17 protein-coding genes are annotated in these 23,866 nt (G+C 70.6%); 7 read left to right on the top strand and 10 right to left on the bottom strand.

Annotated features, from left to right (window positions below; genetic code table 11):
• Positions 1-10 precede the first annotated feature (10 nt).
• Both BLQ63_RS07335 and BLQ63_RS29595 read left to right on the top strand, forming a co-directional pair.
• Positions 11-1,078 carry a PP2C family protein-serine/threonine phosphatase gene (locus tag BLQ63_RS07335; protein WP_091030995.1) on the top strand — a complete coding sequence of 356 codons (1,068 nt, stop codon included), beginning with the start codon at positions 11-13 and terminating at the stop codon, positions 1,076-1,078.
• Positions 1,075-2,289 (top strand): FHA domain-containing protein, encoded by a 1,215-nt coding sequence (locus BLQ63_RS29595; RefSeq protein ID WP_091030992.1) that lies wholly within the window; start codon positions 1,075-1,077, stop codon positions 2,287-2,289. Before BLQ63_RS07335 ends, BLQ63_RS29595 begins: the two co-directional genes overlap by 4 nt.
• Positions 2,290-2,356: 67 nt before the next feature.
• Here the strand turns inward: BLQ63_RS29595 and BLQ63_RS07325 are convergent, their stop codons facing one another.
• The 5 genes from BLQ63_RS07325 to nrdR all read right to left on the bottom strand — a co-directional run bounded on the left by BLQ63_RS07325 (position 2,357) and on the right by nrdR (position 8,945).
• Positions 2,357-3,265, bottom strand: a complete 909-nt coding sequence (locus tag BLQ63_RS07325; protein ID WP_091030988.1) for an alpha/beta fold hydrolase — start codon at positions 3,263-3,265, stop codon at positions 2,357-2,359.
• Positions 3,266-3,306: 41 nt separating this feature from the next.
• Positions 3,307-3,888, bottom strand: coding sequence for a TetR/AcrR family transcriptional regulator (locus tag BLQ63_RS07320; protein WP_091030985.1), 582 nt, complete (start codon positions 3,886-3,888; stop codon positions 3,307-3,309).
• 45 nt (positions 3,889-3,933) lie between these two features.
• A complete protein-coding gene (locus BLQ63_RS07315) occupies positions 3,934-5,181 on the bottom strand; it encodes an Hsp70 family protein (protein WP_091030981.1) in 1,248 nt (415 codons plus the stop codon).
• A gap of 357 nt (positions 5,182-5,538) precedes the next feature.
• The gene (locus BLQ63_RS07310; RefSeq protein ID WP_091030978.1) at positions 5,539-8,421 is read right to left on the bottom strand and encodes a vitamin B12-dependent ribonucleotide reductase; all 2,883 of its coding nucleotides are present in this window, start codon (positions 8,419-8,421) and stop codon (positions 5,539-5,541) included.
• 59 nt (positions 8,422-8,480) lie between these two features.
• Complete coding sequence (gene nrdR, locus BLQ63_RS07305; RefSeq protein WP_091030975.1) at positions 8,481-8,945, bottom strand: transcriptional regulator NrdR; 465 nt, start codon at positions 8,943-8,945, stop codon at positions 8,481-8,483.
• 402 nt (positions 8,946-9,347) lie between these two features.
• Between nrdR and lexA the strand changes: the two genes are divergently transcribed.
• Positions 9,348-10,004: a transcriptional repressor LexA gene (gene lexA, locus BLQ63_RS07300; protein WP_230600610.1), complete on the top strand. Its 657-nt coding sequence runs from the start codon at positions 9,348-9,350 to the stop codon at positions 10,002-10,004.
• Positions 10,005-10,081: 77 nt separating this feature from the next.
• Here lexA and BLQ63_RS07295 read toward each other — a convergent pair whose 3' ends face one another.
• Both BLQ63_RS07295 and hflX read right to left on the bottom strand, forming a co-directional pair.
• On the bottom strand, positions 10,082-11,833 hold the full coding sequence (locus tag BLQ63_RS07295; RefSeq protein ID WP_143014799.1) for a hypothetical protein: 1,752 nt from the start codon (positions 11,831-11,833) through the stop codon (positions 10,082-10,084).
• Between the two features lie 71 nt (positions 11,834-11,904).
• The gene (hflX, locus tag BLQ63_RS07290; RefSeq protein WP_177154818.1) at positions 11,905-13,302 is read right to left on the bottom strand and encodes a GTPase HflX; all 1,398 of its coding nucleotides are present in this window, start codon (positions 13,300-13,302) and stop codon (positions 11,905-11,907) included.
• Positions 13,303-13,518: 216 nt separating this feature from the next.
• Between hflX and BLQ63_RS07285 the strand changes: the two genes are divergently transcribed.
• Positions 13,519-14,907 (top strand): NAD-dependent malic enzyme, encoded by a 1,389-nt coding sequence (locus BLQ63_RS07285; protein WP_091030964.1) that lies wholly within the window; start codon positions 13,519-13,521, stop codon positions 14,905-14,907.
• A gap of 256 nt (positions 14,908-15,163) precedes the next feature.
• Here the strand turns inward: BLQ63_RS07285 and dapF are convergent, their stop codons facing one another.
• Positions 15,164-15,946 (bottom strand): diaminopimelate epimerase, encoded by a 783-nt coding sequence (gene dapF / locus BLQ63_RS07280; protein ID WP_091031568.1) that lies wholly within the window; start codon positions 15,944-15,946, stop codon positions 15,164-15,166.
• 50 nt (positions 15,947-15,996) lie between these two features.
• Here dapF and BLQ63_RS07275 point away from each other — a divergent pair, with 50 nt between their 5' ends.
• Positions 15,997-17,277, top strand: coding sequence for a nicotinate-nucleotide--dimethylbenzimidazole phosphoribosyltransferase (locus BLQ63_RS07275; protein WP_091030960.1), 1,281 nt, complete (start codon positions 15,997-15,999; stop codon positions 17,275-17,277).
• Between the two features lie 78 nt (positions 17,278-17,355).
• Here the strand turns inward: BLQ63_RS07275 and BLQ63_RS07270 are convergent, their stop codons facing one another.
• Complete coding sequence (locus tag BLQ63_RS07270; protein WP_091030957.1) at positions 17,356-19,785, bottom strand: glycoside hydrolase family 2 protein; 2,430 nt, start codon at positions 19,783-19,785, stop codon at positions 17,356-17,358.
• 363 nt (positions 19,786-20,148) lie between these two features.
• Here BLQ63_RS07270 and BLQ63_RS07265 point away from each other — a divergent pair, with 363 nt between their 5' ends.
• Positions 20,149-21,555, top strand: a complete 1,407-nt coding sequence (locus tag BLQ63_RS07265) for a cellulase family glycosylhydrolase (protein ID WP_218125112.1) — start codon at positions 20,149-20,151, stop codon at positions 21,553-21,555.
• Between the two features lie 89 nt (positions 21,556-21,644).
• Here BLQ63_RS07265 and BLQ63_RS07260 read toward each other — a convergent pair whose 3' ends face one another.
• The gene (locus tag BLQ63_RS07260; protein WP_091030954.1) at positions 21,645-21,869 is read right to left on the bottom strand and encodes a hypothetical protein; all 225 of its coding nucleotides are present in this window, start codon (positions 21,867-21,869) and stop codon (positions 21,645-21,647) included.
• A 268-nt stretch (positions 21,870-22,137) separates the two neighbouring features.
• On the opposite strand from BLQ63_RS07260, the gene BLQ63_RS29590 reads away from it, so the two are divergent.
• Complete coding sequence (locus tag BLQ63_RS29590) at positions 22,138-23,376, top strand: transglutaminase domain-containing protein (RefSeq protein WP_091030950.1); 1,239 nt, start codon at positions 22,138-22,140, stop codon at positions 23,374-23,376.
• The last annotated feature ends 490 nt before the right edge of the window (positions 23,377-23,866 follow it).

Genomic DNA, 23,866 nt, shown 5'->3' with positions numbered 1-23,866 from the left:
AAGGAGCCCTATGCAGCCCTCACCCACCATGGGCGCCGCGAAGCGGTGCACCGCTTGCGGACTGCCCGCCGACCTCGGCCGCTACTGCGAGGACTGCGGCGGGGACCTGGAGGAGTTCGCAGTGCCGGCCGAATCGGCCCCGTGGCTCTCTTCAGCTGCGGCCGAGGAGAACCCGGAGCACCCGGGCGGTTCGGACGACCACCTGTCGTTCGCGCTCCCGGCGATCGGCGCGGCCACCGACGTGGGCAAGCGGCACCACTACAACCAGGACTCGATCGCGATCGCCGTGGCCGACGACGGGCGCAAGATCGCCGTGGTCTGCGACGGGGTCTCGGGGGCCTCGGACTCCGAGCGGGCGTCACTCGCGGGAGTGGAAGCGGCGATCACGGAGATCCGCTCGGCGCTCGGCGAGGGCCTGTCGGCGGAGGACGCCTCACGGCGCGGGGTGGGCGCGGCCCACTCGGCGGTGGCCGCGGTGGGCAAGCAGTACCCGAACTCGCCGCCGTCCTCCACGTACGTCTCGGCGGTCATCGAGGGGAACCAGGTGATCCTGTGCTGGGTGGGCGACTCCCGGGCCTACTGGGCCGGCGAGAAGGAGGCCCGGTGCCTGACGGTGGACGACACGATCCAGGCCCGCCTGGAGTACCAGGGCGTCGACCCCGCGGACGACCGCTACAAGAATCCGTACGCGAAAGCCCTGCTCGCGTGGCTCGGGGCGGACGCGCCGACCCTGAATCCGAATCTCCTCCGCGTGGATCTGGGAGGCGGACATGTCGTAGTGTGCAGCGATGGTCTGTCGCGCTATTTCAATGACGATCACGACCTTCTGCCACTGCCGGACGGCAGTGTTGGCGACAAGGCGGTAGCGTTGACACGACAAGCGCTCGCCAACGGCGGGCATGACAACATCAGTGTCGCGGTGGTGGAACTCGAATCCCCCGGTTCGGTCCAGGGAGACGCGCATGCGCAAGAGCATGCGGCTCCAAGTGTCCAGAACCAGGGCGACGGGCCCGCCCCGCTGCTCGGTGTCGTCAGCGAGGCCGAGTACACCCAAATGCTTGGAGGGGGACGACCTTGACCTACCAGCCGACCTACGGCGGTGCCCCACAGCCGGGCGGGTACCAGTGCGCCTGCGGGGCATTCCCGCAAGCCCAGTTCTGCGAACAGTGCGGGACGCCCAACCCGGCGTGGCAGCAAGGCCAGCCCCCGCAGTCCCCGGCCTTCGGCCAGGGCTACGCGCCGAACGACCCTTACGGGCAGCCCCAGGACCCGTACGCGCAGCAGCAGCCGCAGCAGGGCGGTTACGGGCAGGACCCGTACGGCCAGCCGCAGCAGCAGGACCCCTACGGGCAACCGCAGCAGGGCGGGTACGGCCAGGACCCCTACGGTCAGCCGTCCCAGCCGCAGGACCCCTACGCGCAGCAGCAGCCGGGCTACGGGCAGCAGCCCGACCCGTACGCTCAGCCGCAGCAGGGCGGTTACGGCCAGGACCCCTACGGGCAGCAGCAACAGCAGCCCGGCGGTTACGGGCAGGACCCGTACGGCCAGCCGCAGCAGCAGGACCCCTACGGGCAACCGCAGCAGGGCGGGTACGGCCAGGACCCCTACGGTCAGCCGTCCCAGCCGCAGGACCCCTACGCGCAGCCCCAGGCGGACCCTTACGGGCAGCCGCAGCAGGGCGGTTACGGGCAGCAGGACCCGTACGCGCAGCAGGCCTACGGCGCTCCGACGTCGGCGCCTCCCGGACCGCCTCCGGGCGTTCCGGCCGCGCCGTTCGGCGCCCCGACCTCCGCGCCGCCCGCGTCGGGCACCGGCGGGTTCTCGATGCCGGACGCGCAGCCGAGCGACCTCGCCTCGAACTACGCGCCCCCCGGGCAGGCCTCCGCCACCCGCTGGGGCGTCGCGGTGACCGCCGACCAGGGCTACTTCCACAAGGTCGCGGCCTCGGACGGGGCCTCGCAGCTGCAGTACCCGTCGTTCGCGAAGCCGCGCCGCTTCCCGCTCGACAAGCCCGACCTGTCGATCGGGCGCTACAGCGCCAAGCGGGGCATCACCCCTGACATCGACCTGTCGGGCGACGTGGCCGACCCGGGTGTGAGCGCGCAGCACGCGAAGCTGTTCGCCAAGCCCGACGGCTCGTGGTCGATCATGGACGTCGGCTCCTCGAACGGCACGTTCCTCAACGGCTCGGACGAGCCGCTGGCGCCGAACGTGGAGTTCCCGGTGGGCGACGGCACCTACATCAACATCGGCGCCTGGACGCGCCTGACGATCCACTACGAGGGTTAAGACGTGAAGAAAGGGGCCGGGTCTGCTGACCCGGCCCCTTTCGCTTGCGCTGCTCTGCTTTCGGCTTTCACATTTCCTTGAAGAACTGCGTCACGCGGCTGTTGACGGCCGGGCTGACGAGGATCTTGCGGTGGCCCAGGCCGGTGGTCGCCATGAGCTCGGCGTTCGGCCACGCCTCCGCGATCCCCTGGCCGTGGCGGAAGGGGTTGGGCCGGTCGCCCTTGTCGTGGACGATGAGCGCCGGGGACTCGACGTCGACGCCGCGCAGGGAGAAGTCGTCGAGGCGCACACCGGACTTGGCCTCGCCGAGCGGCTGGAGGGCCTTCATGATGCGCGGGCCGACCGGCACGATCGCGCCGATCGTGTCGCGGAAGCCCTCGGCGCCGCCGATGAACGGCGCGAGCATCGCCAGGCGGACCGCGGACAGGTCGACGCCGTTCATGACCATCCCGTGGACGGCGCTCAGGCAGCCCATGGAGTGGGCCGCGACCCCGTAGGGCGTGCCGAACTTGTCGAGGACGACGCTCATGGCCTCGATGAGGTGGACGCCGTTGGCGTGCCGCTCGCCCCAGGGCCCGGGCCCGGCGTTGCCGTGGCTGGGGGCGTCGAAGGCGACCACGCGGAAGCCCGAGGCGACCAGGTTCGCGGCGATGAACCGGAAGTCGCCGGTCGAGCCGCCCCAGCCGTGGACGAGGTAGACCAGCGGGGCGTCGCCGGGCGTGTCGGGGGCCCAGTCGTAGCCCCACAGGGTGGAGCCGAGGCAGTCGATCTCGAAGACGCTCGACCCGGCCGGGGCCTCGCCCCGGAGGCGCTTCTCGGGGCCGGCCGGGAGCCGGAACCACAGTTCGCACAGCAGCTTCGCGGCCGGGCCGGGGGCGACGTGCTCGGCGGCGGCGAAGCCGGAGCGGACGTACCAAGGAGCACGAACGGTCGTGCTTTTCTTCTTCGAGCCGGTGGTCGGTGCGGTGGACGCCATGGGTGTCGGCCTTCCTGGTCGGGTGAACGCTTCCGGGTCCGTCAGTCGGTGCGGCTGAGGATCACGCGGTTGAACGCCGCCCAAGCGCGGTCGGCGGCGTCGGGATAGGACAGGATGCGGCTCATCCAGTTGTAGGACAGCAGGATGCCGAAGACCTCCTGCGCCACTTGGAAGACGTCGGTGTCTTCGGGGAACTCCCCCTGCCCGACCGCGGTGGCGGCGATCCGGGAGAGGGAGTCGAGCATGTCCCGCTGCTGCCCGACCATGAGGTCGTGCAGCGGTCCGGGCAGGTCGTCGAACTCGGCGGCGGAGGCCAGGAACAGGCATCCGCCCGGGTGCGAGTACCACTGCATCCAGTACTCCACGATGGCCTGGAGCCGCGCGATCCCCCGCGGCTTGGCGAGCGCGGGCCGGATCACCTCGTCGATGAACTGCTCGCCGTTGCGCTCCATGCACGCGAGCTGAAGCGCCTCCTTCGACTTGAAGTGGGCGTACAGGCCGGACTTGGACATGTCGGCGGCGGCGGCGAGCGAGCCGATGGTCAGGCCGGAGAGCCCCGAGAAGCGGGCCATGCGGACCGCTTCGTCGAGGATGGCCTGCCGGGTCATCTCGCCTTTGCGCATGGACTAAAAATAGCACGATCGTGCTTGAATTCGAAGCGCGGCGCGTCAGACGTCGCACTCGCTTTCGGAGCCGCTGTACGAGAAGGTCACGGCCACCGCCGACGACAGCGGCACGACCTCGCCGGCCGCGGGGTCCTGGTCGATCACCTCGCAGTCCTCGTGCGAGAAGTCCAGGACCGAGCGCCACTCCCCCGTCTGCTCCGCAGCGGCGAAGCCGGCGTCGCCGACGGCCTCCTGGGCCTCGGCGGTCGACATGCCGACCATGTCGGGCACGGCCGCGGTCGTCGCGCCCTCGGTGACGGGCTGCTCGTCCTCCTCGTCGCCGGACTCGGCCTGCTCGGTCTCGTCCGGCTCCTCGCCGCCCGAGCCGGGGCTCGGCGGCCCGGAGGCCGACTCGCCCTCCTCGCTCGCGGCGTCGCTCGGCTCCGGCGACGGGGAGAGGTCGTTCGACGACGGCGCGTCGGAGGCCGCTGAGGCGTCCCCTGCGCCCTCTCCGCCCGTCGGGGTGCCCCGGTCGCCGAGTCGGGTCCCGAAGGCGGCCACGGCCGCCAGGAGGACCAGCACGACGGCGGTGACGACGACGGCACGGGCCGGGCGGCGCCGCTTGGCGGGCGCCTCGGTCTCCTCGGCCATCGTGGGCAGCTCGCGCGTCGGGATCGGCTCGGTCGGCGGCTCCTCGACCGCCGGGGCGCTCGGCGCGGCGAGCACCGGCTCGACGCCGAACCTGCCGCGCAGCGCCACGGCCGCCAGCGGCGTCCGGGCGGCGCCGCCGGCCAGGAGCAGGCCCGCCAGCTCCTGCGGTGCGACGCCCGCCTCGGCGAGGGCTTCCTCGAGGAGGTCGGCGGTGGTGTCGATGAGCTGCTGGATGCTCGCGTCGAGCTCCTCGCGCGTCACGGGCAGCTTCACGTCGGCGGCCGGAACGGTGATGACGGTGAACTCGCGCTCCGACAACTGCTCGCGGGCGCGGGCGACCTTGTCGAGCAGCAGCGCGCGCAGGCGCTGGTCGGCGGGGTCGGACGGGTCGTCGATGCGGGCCCAGAGGCGGACCCCGGCGTCGGGGTGGCGCCCGGACAGGTAGGCGAGGAGCAGTCCGTCGAACTCGGCACCGCCGATGGGCTCGGCCCGCTCGGCGAGGATCACGTACTCGTCCTCGACGCGGCGGACCACGGCCGCGCGGAAGGAGGACCTGCCGAGCCGGTAGACCGCGAAGGCGGCGCCGGGTGCGAGGGGGCTCCCGGTGGAGTCGGCGAGGCTCGCCGCCGCGGCGGCGGGGTCGATCCGGACCGTGCTCATGTCCGGCTCGCCGGCGTCGCAGCGGGGTTCATCGTCCGGCTCGCGGGCGCGGGGGCCGTGCGCACGGCTCGGCCCGCAAGCGTCGCCACCGCGCTCTCCGCAGGGCTCGCCGGCGTCGCCGAGCCCGGAGGGGCCAGGGGAACGTTGTGCATAGAGGGGAGTCTATGACCGTGGCATCGGGCGCCTACGGCCCGTCTTGTCTAGTTTTGCTGCGGTTACGCTGCGAAGTCGTCGAGGCGGCTCCGAGTTTTTCTCCGAAACGCCGCGCGCGGCCCACGGCCGGGGTTAATCTGATCGCAGGTAAGTGAAACGGGGCCCCAGGCGCGATGCGCCTGGGGCCCTGATCTCGCTCGCTGACTAGCTGCAACCGCTGGTGGCGCCGCAGCCCTCGCAGGCGTAGCAGGAGCCGGCCGGGCGCATCTTGGTCCCGCAGTTCATGCACAGCGGCGCGTCGGCGCTGCGGGCCTGGGCCGAGTTGAGGATGTCCAGGCGGGACTTCTTCGACTCGATCTGCACACGCTCCGCAACGGCTTCGGCGACGCCGTCGTCGTCGGCCGGCGCCTCGTCCACCGGGGCGGAGCCGCGCAGCGCCTCCAGGTCGACCTCCGGCTGGGAGACCTTCGCGGGGTCCTCGCCGTTGACCTCGGCGGTGCGCTCGGCGGTCGTCAGGATGCCGATCGCGGCCCGCTCGTCGTACGGCAGGTAGTCCAGGGCCAGGCGGCGGAAGATGTAGTCCACCAGCGAGGAGGCCATCCGGATGTCCGGGTCGTCGGTCATGCCGGCGGGCTCGAAGCGCATGTTGGTGAACTTCTCGACGTACTTCTCCAGCGGCACGCCGTACTGGAGGGCGATCGAGATCGACACCGACAGGGCGTCCATGACGCCGGCGAGGGTCGAGCCCTGCTTCGACATCTTGAGGAAGACCTCGCCGAGGCCGTCGTCCGGGTAGGACGAGGAGGTCATGTAGCCCTCGGCGCCGCCCACGGAGAACGAGATCGTCTGGCTCGGGCGCTTCTTCGGCAGCTTGCGGCGCACCGGGACGTGGGCCTCGACCGTGGCGATCGCCTGCTCCACCGCGGCCTCGACGGCCTGCTCCACTTCCTTCTTCTTCGCGGAGAGCGGCTGGCCGACCTTGCAGTTGTCGCGGTAGACCGCGAGGGCCTTGATGCCGAGCTTCCAGCCCTGGAAGTAGACCTCTTCGATGTCCTCGACGGTGGCGGACTCGGGCAGGTTCACGGTCTTGCTCGTGGACCCGCTCAGGAACGGCTGCACCGCGGCCATCATGTTGACGTGGCCCATCGGCGAGATCGAGCGCTCGCCCATGGCGCAGTCGAACACGCTGTAGTGCTCCTCGGCCAGGTGCGGGGCGCCGACGATGTGGCCGTTCTCGGCGATGTAGTCGACGATCGCGCCGCTCTGCTCCTGGTCGTAGCCCAGGTTGGCCAGCGCGCGGGGCACGGTCTGGTTGACGATCTCCATGGAGCCGCCGCCGACCATCTTCTTGAACTTCACGAGCGCCAGGTCGGGCTCGATGCCGGTGGTGTCGCAGTCCATCATGAACGAGATGGTGCCGGTGGGCGCGAGCACCGAGGCCTGCGCGTTGCGCCAGCCGTTGACGGCGCCGATCTCGTTGCCGGCGGCCCATTCGGCCTTGGCGGCGTCGAGGATCGTGGCGTCGACGTCGCCGAAGGTGCGGACCTCGTTCGCGGCGGCGGCGTGCTTGGCCATGACCCGCTGGTGCGGCTCCGCGTTGAGCTCGTAGCCCGCGTAGGGGCCGACGACGCCGGCGATCTCGGCCGAGCGGCGGTAGGAGACGCCGGTCATGAGCGCGGTGATGCCCGCGGCGAGGGCGCGGCCGTCTTCGGAGTCGTAGGCGTGGCCCGAGGCCATGAGCAGGGCGCCGAGGTTGGAGTACCCGATGCCGAGCTGGCGGAAGTTCCTCGTGGTCTCCGCGATCTTCTCGGTGGGGAAGTCCGCGAAGGAGATCGAGATCTCCATGGCGGTGATGACGAACTCGACGGTCTTGACGAACCGCTCGACGTCGAAGGAGCCGTCCTCGCCGAGGAACTTCATGAGGTTCAGGCTGGCGAGGTTGCACGAGGAGTCGTTGAGGCTCATGTACTCCGAGCACGGGTTGGACGCGTAGATGCGGTCCGTGTTCGGGTTGGTGTGCCAGTCGTTGATGACGTCGTCGTACTGGATGCCCGGGTCGGCGCACTCCCAGGCGGCCTTGGCCATCTTGCGGAAGACCTCGCGGGCGTCGCGGCGGCTGATCTCCTCGCCGGTCTGGCGGCCCTTGAGCGCGTAGTCGGTGCCGTTCTCGACGGCGGCCATGAACTCGTCGGTCACGCGGACCGAGTTGTTGGCGTTCTGGTACTGGACCGAGAACATGTCCTCGCCGCCGAGGTCGACGTCGAAGCCCGCGTCGCGCAGGGCGCGGATCTTGTCCTCTTCGCGGGCCTTGGTGTCGATGAACGCCTCGATGTCGGGGTGGTCGACGTCGAGGATGACCATCTTCGCGGCGCGGCGGGTGGCGCCGCCGGACTTGATGGTGCCGGCGGAGGCGTCGGCGCCGCGCATGAAGCTGATCGGGCCGGAGGCGTTGCCGCCGGAGGAGAGCAGTTCGGCGGAGGAGCGGATCTTGGAGAGGTTGACGCCCGCTCCGGAGCCGCCCTTGAAGATCATGCCCTCTTCCTTGTACCAGTCCAGGATCGACTCCATGGTGTCGTCCACGCTGAGGATGAAGCACGCGGAGACCTGCTGGGGCGCGGCGGTGCCGACGTTGAACCAGACCGGGGAGTTGAAGCTGAAGTACTGGTGGAGCAGGAGCCAGGTGAGCTCGTCGGCGAAGATCTGGGCGTCTTCGGCGGAGGCGAAGTAACCGTTCTTCTCGCCGGCGACGTGGTACTGGTGCACGACGCGGTCGATGACCTGCTTGAGACCGGTCTCGCGCTGCGGGGTGCCGACGGCGCCGCGGAAGTACTTGGAGGTCACGATCTGGGTGGCGTTCTGGCTCCAGAAGGAGGGGAACTCGACGCCGCGCTGCTCGAAGTTGATCGAGCCGTCGCGCCAGTTGGTCATGACGACGTCGCGGGACTCCCACGCGACCTCGTCGTACGGGTGGGTCCCCGCCGTGGTGAAGACGCGCTCCACCTTGAGGCCGCCCGTCGGCTGCTTCTTCACACTGGTCCTCGTAACGGTCTTCGCGGCGCCCTCGGCGGCCTTCACGGTCTTCGGCATGTCTCGCCCCTGTCTCCTCATGCCTGGTATTCGGGAATCGTACGGGTGTTCTGACGGTGCTATTCGGTGCCCCGGGCGGCGTGCTCGGCGCGGAGCTGCGCGATGGCGGCCTCGAAGTCCTCGAGCGACTCGAAGCTGCGGTAGACGCTCGCGAAGCGCAGATAGGCGACTTCGTCGAGCTGGCGCAGCGGTCCGAGGATGGCCAGGCCGACCTCGTTGCTCGGTACTTCGGCGACGCCCTTCGAGCGGATCTCGTCTTCGACCGCCTGGGCCAGTTTGGCCACGTCGTCGGCGTCGACCGGGCGGCCCTGGCAGGCCTTGAGGACGCCGGAGGCGACCTTGCGGCGGCTGAAGGGTTCCGTTGCGCCGCTTCGTTTCACGACGGCGAGGATGGATTCCTCGACGGTGGTGAAGCGCTTCTCGCACTGCTGGCAGACCCTGCGGCGGCGGATGATCTTGCCGTCCTCGGCCTCGCGAGAATCGACTACTCGACTGTCGGGATGGCGACAGTAAGGGCATCGCATCGCTAGTCTCCTTCTTGAGCCATCGTCTCTCCGGGGACTGACATTCTCCGGGGAGCGGCGCCGCCGCTGTGGCGCCCGGCCGGGAGGACAGTCTGCCTTCCGCGGTTCCAGTCGGTGCAGCAACCCCAACACCTAGTGAGAGACGATACAACAAACCACAAGATCTTGTGTCAAGGATAGCGCAGATCGATGTGCCAAGATCATGGTGGAGTTCGGGGACGGGCTTCAGTGAACCATCGAGCACCGGATTCTCGTTCACCCGTGCGGGTGAACCTGGGGCAAAACACATTCCGACCAGCGCGCCGACACGCCGACATCGCACGAATGTTTGACTTGACACCGCAGCTGAGTTACATTGTCGGAATCAGACATACCGTCCCATTTGTCTTACAGGAGCCTCCTGTGGCCAGCGAGACCACCACAGCCCGACCGAAAACGCGCAAGCTGACGCGTCGGCAGCAGCAAGTCCTCGAGTACATCGAGGAGTTCATCAACAACAAGGGGTATCCGCCGAGCGTTCGAGAGATCGGCGCCGAAGTCGGGCTCGCCTCAGCCTCTTCCGTCGCGTACCAGATGAAGCAGCTGGAGCGGAAGGGCTATCTCAACCGCCTTGCCGGCCGGCCGCGCGCGGTCGGGGTCCGGCAGTCCACCCCGGGCGGAGTCCAGACCTGCTCGCAGCACCCGCGTCCCCGCTACGTCCCGATGGTCGGCGAGATCGCCGCGGGACAGCCGATCCTGGCCGAGGAGCGCGACTACGACGTCATGCCCCTGCCGGCCGAGTTCGTCGGCGAGGGCGTGCACTTCCTGCTGCGCGTCAAGGGCGACTCGATGGTCGAGGCGGCCATCACCGACGGCGACTGGGTCGTCGTGCGCCAGCAGCCCGACGCATTGAACGGCGAGATCGTGGCCGCGATGATCGACGGCGAGGCGACCGTGAAGACCTGGAAGCGCAAGAACGGCAAGCCATGGCTCCTCCCGGCCAACGCACTGTACGACCCGATCGACGCCTCGGAGGCCGAGATCCTCGGCCGAGTCGTCGCCGTCCTCCGGAAGATCTGAACCGGCGCCGCCGTGCCGTCCTCGGACGGCGCGGTGCCGTGCCGACTCGACAAGGTCTCGATGCTGCGCGAACCGCGCTAGCGCCCCCGGCCGTAAGTGGAGCCACCGTTGTCAGGCGGACCCCAGTAGCCCTCATCGGCTTCGGGGGTCCGTTCGCCGTTTCCGGCCCCGTAGACGGAGCCCTGCGGCGATCCCCCGGCGCCGTACACGTTCCCGCTCGGCGGGCTCCCGCCGGGCGGGACCGCGGGTGCGGCGGGGCGGGGCTGGGCCCCGTAGACGTTCCCTGAGGGTTCGGGCTTGGCCGTGAAGGACTGGCCGGGGCCCGAGTTGTCGTAGACGCTGCCGTGGCCGCCGCCTTCGAAGGCCCCGTACTGGGGTTCCTCGCGGCCGCCGAAGACCTGGCCGGACGCTTCGGGACGGGGAGGCGGGGGCGGTGCCGGTGGTTCGGGGCGGGCCGCACCGCCGTAGACGTTGCCGCTCGGCGGAGCCGGATCGACGGGACGGGCGGCGGCGCCGTAGACGTTGCCGCTCGGCGGAGCCGGATCGACGGGTCGAGCGGCGCCGCCGTAGACGTTCCCCGACGGTTCCTGCCTGGCGGCCCCGCCGTAGACGCCGCCGCGGGCCACCCGGCCGAGGTCGGGATCGGGCTGGCCGGCGTCGAGACCGAGGTCGACGGGGTCGTCGGGGATGAAGGGCTCGTCCTTGCCGAAGCCGGACTCCTCCGCGGCGAAGCCCATCTCGGACTCGTCGTCCTCGTCGCCGTTCTGGGCCTTCTTGTACTTGCGGATGACCACGATGCCGATGATCATCACCAGCAGGCCGAGGATCGCGATGGCCGCCAGGATCTTCACGATCGTGCCGAAGCCGAGGTCGAGGATCCGGTCCACCAGGCTCGGGCCGGCCTCTTCGGCGGGGGCCGCCTCGCCCTCGCTCTCGGCGGGCTCTTCGGCGGCGGGGGCCGCCGGGGCGTAGCGGGTGACGGTGCCGAAGACGCCGTCGTCGCCTTCGGTGGAGGCCAACGTGATGAAGTTGCCGTCGGCGTCGTAGGCGAGGCCTTCGGCGGTGCCGCCGTCGGCGATCGGCGTGGTGAGGGGCTCGCCGCCCAGCGCGGCGAGCACGTCGCCGTCGACGGCCCACTCGTAGACGGCGTTCTCGGTGCGCAGGGCGACCTTGGTGCCGTCCGCGTTGAGGGCCGCGCCGGAGACCGAACCGCCTTCGGGGAGCGCCACGGTCCCGACCTCGTCGAGCGGGGTGTCATCGGTCTGGTTGTCGCCCGGGGGCGAGAACAGCGTGGCCTCGCCCTCGTCGGAACTGATGAACAGCGGCTTCTTGCCGGGCAGGAGCAGGAACGACCCGATGTCGCGCGGCTCGTCCGAGAACACGAACCGGAAGATCGCGTTGTTGTCGAAATCGGTCAGGTCGATCTGGTTGAGGGTGATCCAGTTGCGGTCGGCCGCCTCGCCGATGTCGCCGACCCACAGGTACTCGCCGCCCTCGGTGTCGAGCGCCAGCGCCTGCGGGTCGCGGGACTGGTGGACGATGAACGCCTCGTCGTCGGGACGGGTGTTGCAGTCCTCGCCGACGCGGTCGATCGACAGCGTCTCGTTCTGCTCGGCGCCCGCGGCGACGATCCACCAGCCGTCGCCTTCGGGCGCGGCGACGATGCCCGCCGGGGCCTGGGTGCCGTGGAGACTGCACAGCAGCTCGCCGCCGGCCTCTTCATCCTGGGCATAGGCGGGGGGAGCGGCCGTGACCAGGATGGCAGCACCAGCCGCCCCGGCGACGAGCCGCGCAGGCAGGGCCACTCGACCCACACGGCGCTCTCGCATCACGCAAGTGTCGCAGAACACGCCGGGTCAGCGAAGGGACCCCCATGAGACATGTTCAGGACCACTGCGATTCAGTCCGTTTCCAGGACGAATGCTCGCAATTCACCTGCAAGCGCTTCGTCGACGCGCGCCGTGATGACGGTGCCGTCCCCGCGGTGCTCGGTGGAGATGACCTCACCTCGAGACCGCATGCGCGACACCAGGTCTCCGCGAACGTAGGGAACGAGGACGGTGAGCGTGGTGTCCGGCTGCGGAATGGCGTGCTCGATGGCGTCGCGGAGCTTGTCAATCCCCTCGCCGGAGCGGGCGGAGACGAACACCGCGTCGGGCCAGTCCGAGCGCAGCTGGAGCACGTCGTCGGGCTCGACCAGGTCGAGCTTGTTGACCACCACCAGTTCCGGGACCTCTTCGGCGCCGACCTCGGCGAGCACCACGCGGACCGCTTCGGCCTGGCCGAGCGGGTCGGGGTGCGATCCGTCGATGACGTGGACGATGAGGTCCGCCTCGGCGACCTCCTCGAGCGTCGAGCGGAACGCCTCGACCAGCTGGTGCGGCAGGTGCCGCACGAAGCCGACCGTGTCGGTGACCGTGTACTCCCGGCCCTCCGAGGTGCGCGAGCGCCTCGTGGAGGTGTCGAGCGTCGCGAACAGGGCGTCCTGGACGAGGATGCCCGCGCCGGTGAGGGCGTTGAGCAGGCTCGACTTGCCGGCGTTCGTGTACCCGGCGATCGCCACGCCCGGCACCCGGTTCCGGGTGCGCGAGTCGCGCTTGGTCTCGCGGGTGACCGTGAGCTTCGCGAGCTCGCGGCGGAGCTTGGCGACCTTCGCGCGGATGCGGCGACGGTCGGTCTCGAGCTTGGTCTCACCGGGACCGCGCAGGCCCACGCCGCCGTTCGAACCGCCCTGGCGGCTCATGGCGTCACCCCAGCCGCGCAGGCGCGGCAGGAGGTACTGGAGCTGCGCGAGCTCGACCTGGGCCTTGCCCTCGGCGCTCTTCGCGTGCTGGGCGAAGATGTCGAGGATCAGCGCCGTGCGGTCGATGACCTTGACGTTGATCACCTTCTCCAAGGCGATCAACTGGCCGGGCGACAGCTCGCCGTCGGCGATGACCGTGTCGGCCCCGAGGGCCTCGACGGTCTCCTTGACCTCCTTGACCTTGCCGGAACCGATAAAGGTCCCCGCGTCGGGCTTGGAGCGGCGCTGGATCAGGCCGTCGACGACCTCGGAGCCGGCGGTCTCGGCCAGTTGGGCGAGCTCCGCCAGGGAGTTCTCGGCGTCGTCGATCGAGCCTTCGGTCCACACGCCGACCAGGACGACGCGCTCGAGGCGCAGCCGTCGGTACTCGGCGTCGGTGACATCGGCGAGTTCGGTAGAGGCAAGACCGGAGACGCGCCGCAGCGCTTGGCGCGCCTCCAGGTCCAGTTCGCCCGTCGAAGGGGCGTCGGACGGAAAGTCCTCGTGAAAGTTCATGTGCTCTTCGTGCATCTCCACAAGCTTGACACGCGAGTGTGACAACGGCGAACGAATATCGTGAGGCGCGCGCCCCTACTTCCGAACGACCCGGCCCGGGCCGCAGTGGCGGAGCCTATTCGCAGGACAGGGCCGGGTCGGCGGACCGCGAGGCGGTGGCATCATTCAAGACATCCGACTACGCGTCCACGACGAAGTGCACACATAAGGAGCGGCATGACTGCAGCCCGTCTTCCCAGCGCCGGGTTCTCCATCACGGTCCGGCTGGCCCTCTCGGCCGATCCGGGCGCGGCGGGTCGCCTCGCCACCGTCGTCGGACAGGCCGGCGCGATCGTCACCGCGCTCGACGTCGTCGCCTCGGACAACAAGCGGATGACCGTCGACCTCACCTGCGACACCTCCGACGCCTCGCACGCCGAGCAGGTCACCCACATCCTCGACGCCATGCCGGACTTCGACGTCAAGAAGGTCTCCGACCGGACCTTCCTCATGCACCTGGGCGGCAAGATCGAGGTCACCCCGAAGGTCCCGCTGCGCAACCGCGACGACCTCTCGATGGCCTACACCCCCGGCGTCGCCCGCGTCTGCATGGCGATCGCCGAGAACCCCGACGACGCGCGGCGCCTGACCATCAAGCGCAACACCGTCGCCGTGGTCACCGACGGCTCGGCCGTGCTCGGCCTGGGCAACATCGGGCCCGCCGCCGCGATGCCGGTCATGGAGGGCAAGGCGGCCCTGTTCAAGAAGTTCGGGGACGTCGACGCCTGGCCGGTGTGCCTGGACACCCAGGACACCGACGAGATCGTCAACATCGTCGCGGCGCTCGCGCCGACGTACGGCGGCATCAACCTCGAGGACATCGCCGCGCCGCGCTGCTTCGAGATCGAGGCGCGGCTGCGCGAGCGGCTCGACATCCCGGTCTTCCACGACGACCAGCACGGCACCGCGATCGTGGTGCTCGCGGCGCTGACGAACGCGCTGCGCGTGGTCGGCAAGGAGTTCAAGGACGTGCGGGCGACCGTGGTCGGCTGCGGCGCGGCCGGCACCGCGATCATGCGGCTGCTCGAGAAGGCCGGGATCGGCGACATCATCCCGGTCGACCGCGACGGGGCGCTGCACTCGACCATGGAGTGCGAGAACGAGACCTGGAAGTGGCTCGGCCGGCACTTCAACAAGGGCGACTACTCGGGCGACCTGTCGGGCGCGGTCGAGGGCTCGGACGTGTTCATCGGCGTGAGCGCCCCGAACATCCTCAAGGGCTCCGACGTGGCGAAGATGGCGAAGGACCCGATCGTGTTCGCGCTCGCGAACCCGGACCCGGAGATCAGCCCCACCGAGGCGGCCCGGTACGCGGCGATCGTGGCGACCGGCCGGTCGGACCAGCCGAACCAGATCAACAACGTGCTGGCCTTCCCGGGCGTGTTCCGGGGGCTGCTCGACGCCCAGGCGCGCGACTGGAACGACGACGCGGCGGTGGCGGCCGCGAAGGCGATCGCCGACTGCGTCGGCACGGAGAAGGTGAACGCGACGTACATCGTGCCGAGCGTGTTCGACCCGAACGTGGCGCCCGCGGTGGCGGCCGCGGTCAAGCAGGTCATGCGGTAGGAGCCGCGACGGCGCGAGCCGCGCGGTTCGGCCGCCGCCGAACCGGTCATGCGGTAGCGAACGTGACGCGATTAACGCCCCGGAGGCCGGTGGTCTCCGGGGCGTTCTGTCGGACCCCCGCGGGAGAGTGGGACTACGTTCCCCCGGGTGGGTGGGGGTTAGTGGATGGTATCGAGGCGAACGCGGGCCGTCCTCGCAATAGTCGCCCCCGCGATGCCCGCCTTGCGGCGGAGCGGAGGCGCGGAGGCCGGCGGCCTCAGAAGCGGAAGGTCCCCTCGGCCACGATGACGGCCGGGCCTGCGAGGAACAGCGTCTCGTCAGTGACGGTGATCGTGAGCGTCCCTCCCGGAACGTCCACCTTGCACACGCCCGTGTCCTGCCCGGCGTGCCGCAGCGCGACCGCGCCGACCGCGCACGCGCCCGTGCCGCATGAGGCCGTCTCGCCGACGCCCCGCTCGTGGACCCGCATCCGCACCTGCGGCGCGGTGCCCACCACGAACTCGACGTTCACGCCCTCGGGGAACACGCCCGCGTCGAACCGCGGCTGGTGGAACAGCTCCAGCGACTCCAGCTCCGCCTCGTCGCCGAGGTGGCACACCAGGTGCGGGTTCCCCATCGACACGGCCTGCCCGGCCCAGGTGAAGCCCTCGACCGAGGCCTCCGAGGTCGGCCCGAACTCGGCCGGACCCATGTCGACCCGCAGCTCGTCCCCCTCGACGTGCACGGTCTTGATGCCCGCGCGCGTCGCGACGGGGATCTCCGGCCCCTCGGCCAGGCCCTGTTCCAGCAGGTAGCGGGCGAACACCCGCACCCCGTTGCCGCACATCTCCGCGATCGAGCCGTCGCCGTTGCGGTAGTCCATGAACCACTCGGCCGCCGGGTCCTCGGAGGGCGCCACGCGCAGCAGCCCGTCGCCGCCGATCCCGAACCGGCGGTCGCACAGCGCCGCCACCTGGGCGTCCTTCAACGGCAGGGCGTCCTTGAGGTCGGGCACGATCACGAAGTCGTTGCCGGTGCCGTGGCCCTTGGCGAAGTCGATGGTGGTCACTTGGCAATTGTGCCCCACGACTCCCGCGCTAGCCTTGTGCCGTGACACAGACGACCGACGCCGGGCCCCTCGCCGAGCTGAAAGCGAAGTTCCCCAACGGGGTGTGGACCACGCGGGCGAACGCGCGGCTCCAGGACGCCCTCATCGAAGGCGCCGGCCTGGGCCGGCTCCAGCCGGCCGTCGGCTGGGCCGCCCGGATGCAGGCGACCGAAGCCCCCGAACCGTTCTCCTCGCCGCGGATGCTCCTGTTCGCCGGGGCCTACCCGCAGGGCTGGGACACGGGCGACTACACGCCCGTCGAAGAGCACGCCACCGAACTCGAGCAGGGCCGCGGCCCGCTCGCCGAGCAGGCCACACGCTCCGGGCTCCCGGTGACCGTGGTGCGCACCGGCGCGAGCGAAGGGGTCGACGGCCCCCTCCTGGACGAGGCGGAGCTGGACGCGGCGCTGCGGCTCGGCCGCGAGACCGCCGACCGCGCGATCGACGAGGGCGCGGACCTGCTCCTGATCTCCGCGCTCGGCGCGGGCGCGACCACCGCTTCGGTCGCCGTCTGCTCGTTCATCGCCAAGGACGACATCACCACGTTCCAGCCGCAGCTGCACGCCCCCGGCGGGTCGGTCTTCGACTCGGCGTGGATGGGCCGCGTCGCCGCGCTGCGCGACCACGTCGCGTTCAACCGGGGCTTCAAGCGCAGCCCCGAGGCGCTCATCTCGCGTCTCGGCGGCGCCGCGATCGGCACCATGGCCGCCGCGATGTTCACCGCCGCGGTCCGGTCGACCCCGATGCTCATCGACGGCCCGGCCGCCATGGCCGCCATGATGATCGCCCGCGACTTCGGCCTGGCCGCACCCAAGTGGTGCTACGCCCCGAACCGCTCCGCGCACCCGGTCGTGGCCAAGCTCGCCAAGCAGGGCGGCCTCGCCGACGACCTCGGCTTCGACCTCGACCTGCCCGACGCCGTCGCACTCCCCATCGGCTGGGACCTGATCCAGCAGGGCCTGCGCCTCTCGCAGGCGCTGCCGATGCCCGCCAAGGAGGAGCCCGAGCCGGAACCGGCGGCCGAAGCCGCGGAGACGATGGAGGACGGGTCAGACGCGGACGCCGCCGGGCCGGACGCCGAGCCTGAGTCCGACGGGTCGGCCGCCGAAACGGAGCCCGCCGCAACCACCGCGGCCGGCGACGCCGGGTCGACCGAGGCCGCAGAGTCGGCCGACGTCGCCGACGCGACTGATGCCGCGGAAACCGCCGAAGCGGCACCGGAAACCGTCGCGGCCGAAACCGAACCGACCGCGGCCCCGCAGACGAAGGACGCACCGGCCTGACCGGGTCGGAGCGGCGCCAGGACTGACGACGGCGCGGGCGGCAGATGCCGCCCGCGCCGTTCTCGTCGCGTCAGAACATCAGTCGTTGACCGCGCGCAGCACCGGCCTGCGGGTCAGCGCCAGCGTCAGGTCCGGCGAGGCCGCGATGGCCTCGCTGGTCACCGTGAACGTGGCCCGCTCGCCGGGCAGGAGCGTCACAAGGGCCTTGTCGACCACCGCGTCCGGGTCGAGTCGATCGGGGAACACGCACAGGTCGCGCAGCACGGTCGCGGCGGTGACGGTGAGCGCGACGCCGCCGTCGACCACTTCGGCCACCGCTTCGAACCGGGCCTCCGGCCAGTCCATGTCCTTGTCCTCCTTGGAGAACCAGGTCGCCCGCGGGAAGTCCTCGGGGCCGGTGATCAGGAATTCGCCGTCGACCGGGATCGCCCCCTGCTCCAGTTCGAGCGTCAGCGCGTCGCGCGGGTCGACGTGGAGGGTGACGAGCGCCCGGGCGAGGATGCGGCCCTCGACGTCGCACTTCCAGAACCCGACGACCGCGTGCCAGGGGTAGGCGGTGTCGTTGACCGCCACCAGGTTCAAACCGCCGTCGCCGTCGGGCTGGAAGGAGACCGAGTGCTTGGCGTAGGCGTCCCTGAGGGCGTACCACAGGGGCTTGAGGCGCTCCTCGCCGTCGATCGCGGCCCAGGAGGTCACGGGCCAGCAGTCGTTGAGCTGCCACACGACCGAGCCGGTGCAGTAGGGCTGGAGCGAGCGGAAGTGCTCGATGCCGAGCCGGATCGCGCGGGCCTGGTTGACCTGCGTGAAGTAGAGCCAGTCGTCGAAGTCGCGCACGGGCGGCAGGTGGGCGTCGAGGCCGCGCTGGAGCTTGTCCTGGCCGTCGGCGGCCTTCTGGTGCCACAGCATCGCGGCCGAATCGGCCTGAAACGGTTCGTCGGTGACCATGCGCCGCACGGTGGCCCAGGTCGGCGGGGCCTGGTAGCCGAATTCGGCGACGAAGCGGGGCCTCCAGTCCCGGTAGCGGGTGTAGTCGTCGTTGTTCCAGACGTCCCAGATGTGGACGGAGGCGTGGGCCTGCTCGTTGGGGTGGAGTTCGGTCGCGCCGGAGTAGGGGCTGCCGGGCCAGTAGGGCCGGGTGCCGTCCACTTCGGCCACGAGTTTCGGCAGGAGGTCGTGGTAGTAGCCCGCGCCCCAGGTGCGGTCGCCGAGGTCCTGCCGCCAGTCCCAGTCGTGCCAGCCCCAGATGTTCTCGTTGTTGCCGGTCCAGGTGACCAGGCTCGGGTGGGGGGCGAGGCGGGCGAGGTTGTCGCGCGCCTCGGCTTCGACCTCGGACCAGAAGGGCTCCTCCTCGGGGTATGCGGCGCAGGCGAACGGGAAGTCCTGCCCGACGAGGAGGCCCAGTTCGTCGCAGCGGCGGTAGAAGTCCTCGGACTCGTAGACGCCGCCGCCCCAGACGCGGATGTAGTTGACGCCGGCCTTGATCGCCTGGCGCAGGCGCCGTTCGACGCGGTCCGGGTCGATGCGGCTGAAGAGGGCTTCGTCGGGGATCCAGTTGACGCCCTTGACCCAGACGGGCTCGCCGTTGATCCGGAGCGTGTAGGGGCGGCCTTCGGCGTCGGGGGCGGTGTCGAGTTCGGCGGTGCGGAAGCCGATGCGGCCGGTCCAGGAGTCGAGGTCCTCGGCGCCGTCGCGCACGGTCACGGCGGCGTCGTAGAGCGGCTGGGCGCCGCGGTCGTGCGGCCACCAGAGCCGGGCGTCGGGGACTTCGACGCGCACGTCGGCGGTCTCGGCGCCGGCGTTGAGGCGCACGGTGGTCTGGTGAGGGCCGACCGAGCACACGAGGTCGACGTCGGCGTCGGCGGCCTTCTGGAGGCGGACCGAGAAGGCGACGACGCCGGTCCCGTCTTCGAGGGCGGTCCGGGGCACGACCTCGTCGATGCGGGCGGTGCGCCAGGTCTCGAGGCGCACGGGGCGCCAGATGCCGACGCCGGCGAGGTTCGGGCCCCAGTCCCAGCCGAAGTTGCAGGCGGCCTTGCGGATGAAGTTGCCGGGTTCGGGGTAGGCGTTGGGCCGGTCGCCGAGGCGGTCGCGCTGCGCCTCGGCGTAGGTGTACGGCGAGGTGAACGCCACTTCGAGTTCGTTGGCGCCGTGGCGGACCGCTTCGCGCGCGTCGAAGCGGTAGCGGCGGTGCATGTTGGCGGTCTCGCCGAGCACGACGCCGTTGAGGCTGACGCGGGCGACGGTGTCGAGTCCGTCGAAGACCAGGTCGACGCCGTCCCGGTCGGCGTCGTCGACGGTGAAGGCGGTGCGGTAGGTCCAGTCGGTGCGGCCGACCCAGGCCAGTTCGCGTTCGGCGTCGTCGACGTACGGGTCGGCGATGAGGTCGGCGGCCAGCAGGTCGGTGACGACCTCGCCGGGGACCGACGCGAGGATGCCGTCGACGGGCACCGGCGCGTCGGGGTCGCCGGTGACGGTCCAGCCTTCGTGCAGGGTTCGCTTGGCGCTCAAAAATACTCCAATGCCTTGATGCCGGAGGTGGCGATGCCCTTGAGGGGGCGCTCCCGGGAGAGGAGGAAGAACACGGCCGTTGGCAGCGTAGCCAGTTTCGTCGCGTCCGTCGCAACGCCCGTCGTCCCGTGGTCGGCGAGGGTCGCGGCGTTCGGGAGGGACGCCTGTCGCTTAACCGAATAAGTGACTTGAACTTAATACGGGTCCGCAGCGCGGGTCCCGGGGTCGCATTCGGCGGCGTTCTCGCCGCGTTCCCAGGCTGTCCGCAAGGCCAATATCACTCGCACGTCTTGAAGACTGTCGATATTTATGCTTGTCTATCTTCAGATCGGGATTAACCGATTCACCTTCACGAACGACGAGATGAGTATCAACATGGAACACGGCACCACCGACGCCGCCCCGGCACGGCGTCGTCGGATGCGCAAGTGGCTCACTGCGGCCGCTGCCACGCTGGCCATCGTCTTCGCGGGCGTCTGGCAGCTGATCCCCGCGGGCGCGCAGCAGCAGGGCGGCTTCTCGATCGACGGGACGCAGCTCATCGACGCCAACGGGAACCCGTTCATCATGCGGGGGACCTCCCATCCCGACGTCTGGTACGAGGGCGAGTTCGCCAGCTACGGCGAGATCAGCGACCTGGGCGCCAACACCGTCCGCGTCGTGCTCGGCTCCGGCCAGCGCAACTGGGGCGTGTCGACCGCCTCGCGGGTCCAGCAGATCGTCGACGAGTGCAAGGCGCAGCGGCTGATCTGCGTCCTCGAAGTCCACGACACCACCGGCTACGGCGAGGAGAGCGGGGCGGCCACCCTCGACCAGGCCGTCGACTTCTGGGAGGGCCTGTACAGCGTCCTGGACGGCGAAGAGGCCTACGTCCTCATCAACATCGGCAACGAGCCGATCGGCAACACCAACCCGCAGCAGTGGACGCAGCCGACCATCGACGCGATCGAGCGGATGCGCGACATCGGCTTCGAGCACACGCTCGTCGTCGACGCCCCGAACTGGGGCCAGGACTGGCAGAACGTCATGCGCGACAACGCCCCGGCCGTGGCCGCGGCGGACCCCGACGGCAACACGCTCTTCTCGATCCACATGTACGCGGTGTACAGCAGCCCGCAGACGGTGATCGACTACTTCGACGCGTTCGAGGAGATGGGCCTGCCGCTCATCGTGGGCGAGTACGGGGACACGTTCCAGGGCCAGACGGTCGCCTGGGAGACCATCCAGTCGGAGGCGCAGGCGAGGGGCATCGGCTGGCTGGCCTGGTCCTACTCGGGCAACACCGGCGGCGACCTCGACCAGGTGCTGAGCTTCGACCCGTCGCAGCTGACCACGTGGGGGCAGCGGGTCTTCACGTCGGCCAACGGCATCGGGAACACCGCCGAGCGCGCGAGCGTCTTCGGCGACGACCCGGACCCGACCGACCCGACGACGACGCCGACCGACGACCCGACCACCGGCGGCCCGACCGAGGGCGACTGCACGGCGGCGATCGGCGTGGTCAACGACTGGGGCTCGGGCTGGCAGGGCAAGGTGACGGTGACGGCCTCCGACGGCGCGCTCGACGGATGGCGGCTCAACTGGACCTGGCCCGGGTCGACCCGGATCACCAGCAGCTGGAACACGACCCTGACCGCTTCGGGCGCGGGCGTGACGGCCTCGGACGTGGGCTGGAACGGCACTGTCGCCGGCGGCCAGGCCCGCGAGGTCTTCGGGTTCATCGCCTCGACCCCGGCCGCGGCTCCGGCCGTGACCTGCGAGGCGATCTAGTACCTGCTGAGGGGCAGAGGAACGGAGGCCGCCGGACCTTTCGGTCCGGCGGCCTCCGTCATGTTCGCAGGTCGGGTGCGGTCGTCGGGTCAGCCGTTCTTGGTCGGGAGCTGGAACTTGCCAGGCCCGCCCTTCGGCATCTGCGAGCGCACGCTCGACTTCTTCGAGCCGATCGCCTGGTGGCCGTTGTTGCCGGCCTTCTTGCCTCGGGCCAGGGCCCGACGCTCCTCGCGGTTGAGCGGCTCGGCCGGCTCGTCGTGCTCGTGAGCGTGGTCGTGCTCGTGGTCATGCGTCTTGGGAGCTTCGGCGGTCATACGGATCCCCTTTTCGGGTAGAGCGTGAAGAGACGTGAGCGCGAAACGGAGCTGTCGCTCGACGTCTCATGGCAGTGCTTGTCGAAAGCTGCACTCAGTCGTATTGGCCGGGCCCGGCACTCGACGACGCTCGCGATCGAGCGGGAACGCCGTGCGCTCTGGGCGGCCGAATCTCTTCTAAAGGATCATGCCGCCCACTCTAGCCTCCCCGGGTCCGGCGCACAACGGGGATTGCACCGCGTTCGCCGGTGACTCTACCCTCATACGCATGGCCCGACCCCAGCAACTCGCGCGCGTGCGCACCGTCGCCCAGGACGCGATGCGCGGCGCCCGGTGGTGGACGCTCCTGGACCTGGAGAAGACGCTGCGCACCGACACGGAGTTCTGGCGGGACCTCTGGGCGCCTTCGCTGTCCATCGCCGCGCACAAGGTCGGCCTCGCGGGCGCGCGCGGGCACCTGGACGAGGCGATCGAGGCGGGGTTCCACCAGACCGACCTGTTCGAGCCGGAGCTGTCGGCCGCGTTCGGGCGGGACCCGGACTGGTCGAAGGTGCTGGAGCGGGCGCGGGCGAACGTGCCGGCGCCGCCGCTGCGGATCACCGCGTGGCCCGAGCCGGGCCCCGCCGCGCCCCTGCGGTTCGACCGCGTCGAGCCCCACCGGGAGCCGCAGCTGCTGACGCGTCTGCCGCGCCCGTCCGGCGGGGCCTGGCAGACGGCCAGGCGGCTGCTCGCGTGGACGTCGGCGCTGTGGCGGCACGCGAACGCGCGCATCAACGCGGGCGACGCGGTGGACGTGCTGGAGCAGGTCGCGAACGGCGCGCGGTACTCGTGCGTGGAGTACTCGATCGTGCTGGCGCAGGGCCTGAACGCGCTGCGGATTCCGGCGCGGCGGGTGTGGCTGCGCCGCGGGGACTACCACGACGGGGTGGGCCAGGGGCACGCCGTCGCGGAGGCGTGGATCGACGACCTGGACCGGTGGGTCCTGCTCGACGGCCAGCACGGGGCGTACTGGGTCGACGAGGAGGGCCGGGCGCTGAGCCTGCCCGAACTCCAGGCGCGGGAGCATCCGGCGCGGCCGGTCCACGTGGGGCCGCGGACGGCGATCCAGGACCCGGCCCTGTGGTCGGCGTACTTCGCGCACGCCTCGGTCAGCGGGGTCGCGTGGGCCCCGAAGGGGTACGTGCCGGTGTTCCAGGACGGGCAGGTGCTCCCGACCGAGCTGCTGCTGCGGGAGCCCGAGGACGCCTACCCGCGGCTGTCGGACCTCGGGGTGGCGGTGGTGGCCCTGGACGGGGCGGCGGCGGTGCGGATCAGTCCGGTGCATCCGTACGCGGTCGGCGGGGTGTGGAACGGCGCCGCGATCGCGGCGGCCCCGGGCCCGAACGCGGCCGAGCGGCGCTTCACGCGGGCGCTCGACACCGGCCGGGGCGAGCACCGGGCGGAACTGGCGGCACTGACGCCTTACGGCCCCTTGCCGAGTCGGGAACTGCGCTGGACCGCGGCGTGAAGCCGGAGCGCGAGGGCCTGCTTGGAAGCCCGCTCGCGGCATGAGAGTCGCCACATTCGAACGGTGAAGAGCGCGTTCTTGTCGGACCCGGGAGGGAACGTGGGCAGCGGCAGCAGCCTCTGCCTACCCTGGGTGGGAGAAGCGCCCACGCCCGCCCGCCGTCTTCCCGTCACCGGCACTCGTATTCGCCGCCCGCTCCACTCGGCCCGTCGTCTCGCGCGCGGTCGTCCCGCCCGCGCTTGTCGACCGCCCTGGTCCGCTCACCTGCGGACACGACCCGATGCGATTCCCTTTCATTAATATCTAGTATTCCGATAGGAATACTGATATAGTCGAGGCATGAAGCCCGCCAACGCACTCGCACAGCGGCGCGAGGTCGACCAGATGCGCGTCGCCAGCGCCCTCTGTCGCTGACCGTTCCCCCGCCGGTCCGAGCACACCGCTCCTCCCCTGCGACGGCTCCAGGACCGGCGAGCCCCCGTCTCCCCCA

Origin of the sequence: Glycomyces harbinensis, assembly GCF_900101745.1 — a bacterium.
In the GTDB taxonomy this organism is placed as follows: domain Bacteria; phylum Actinomycetota; class Actinomycetes; order Mycobacteriales; family Micromonosporaceae; genus Glycomyces; species Glycomyces harbinensis.
The sequence above is the reverse complement of the archived record's forward strand: the minus strand, read 5'-3'. Positions and strand labels throughout refer to the sequence as shown.

Coding starts and splice junctions, on each gene's coding strand:
- BLQ63_RS07335 (WP_091030995.1), top strand. CDS start 11: ATGCAGCCCTCACCCACCATGGGCGCCGCGAAGCGGTGCACCGCTTGC.
- BLQ63_RS07325 (WP_091030988.1), bottom strand. CDS start 3,265: ATGGCGTCCACCGCACCGACCACCGGCTCGAAGAAGAAAAGCACGACC.
- BLQ63_RS07320 (WP_091030985.1), bottom strand. CDS start 3,888: ATGCGCAAAGGCGAGATGACCCGGCAGGCCATCCTCGACGAAGCGGTC.
- BLQ63_RS07315 (WP_091030981.1), bottom strand. CDS start 5,181: ATGAGCACGGTCCGGATCGACCCCGCCGCCGCGGCGGCGAGCCTCGCC.
- BLQ63_RS07310 (WP_091030978.1), bottom strand. CDS start 8,421: ATGCCGAAGACCGTGAAGGCCGCCGAGGGCGCCGCGAAGACCGTTACG.
- nrdR (WP_091030975.1), bottom strand. CDS start 8,945: ATGCGATGCCCTTACTGTCGCCATCCCGACAGTCGAGTAGTCGATTCT.
- BLQ63_RS07295 (WP_143014799.1), bottom strand. CDS start 11,833: ATGCGAGAGCGCCGTGTGGGTCGAGTGGCCCTGCCTGCGCGGCTCGTC.
- hflX (WP_177154818.1), bottom strand. CDS start 13,302: ATGAACTTTCACGAGGACTTTCCGTCCGACGCCCCTTCGACGGGCGAA.
- BLQ63_RS07285 (WP_091030964.1), top strand. CDS start 13,519: ATGACTGCAGCCCGTCTTCCCAGCGCCGGGTTCTCCATCACGGTCCGG.
- BLQ63_RS07265 (WP_218125112.1), top strand. CDS start 20,149: ATGAGTATCAACATGGAACACGGCACCACCGACGCCGCCCCGGCACGG.
- BLQ63_RS07260 (WP_091030954.1), bottom strand. CDS start 21,869: ATGACCGCCGAAGCTCCCAAGACGCATGACCACGAGCACGACCACGCT.
- BLQ63_RS29590 (WP_091030950.1), top strand. CDS start 22,138: ATGGCCCGACCCCAGCAACTCGCGCGCGTGCGCACCGTCGCCCAGGAC.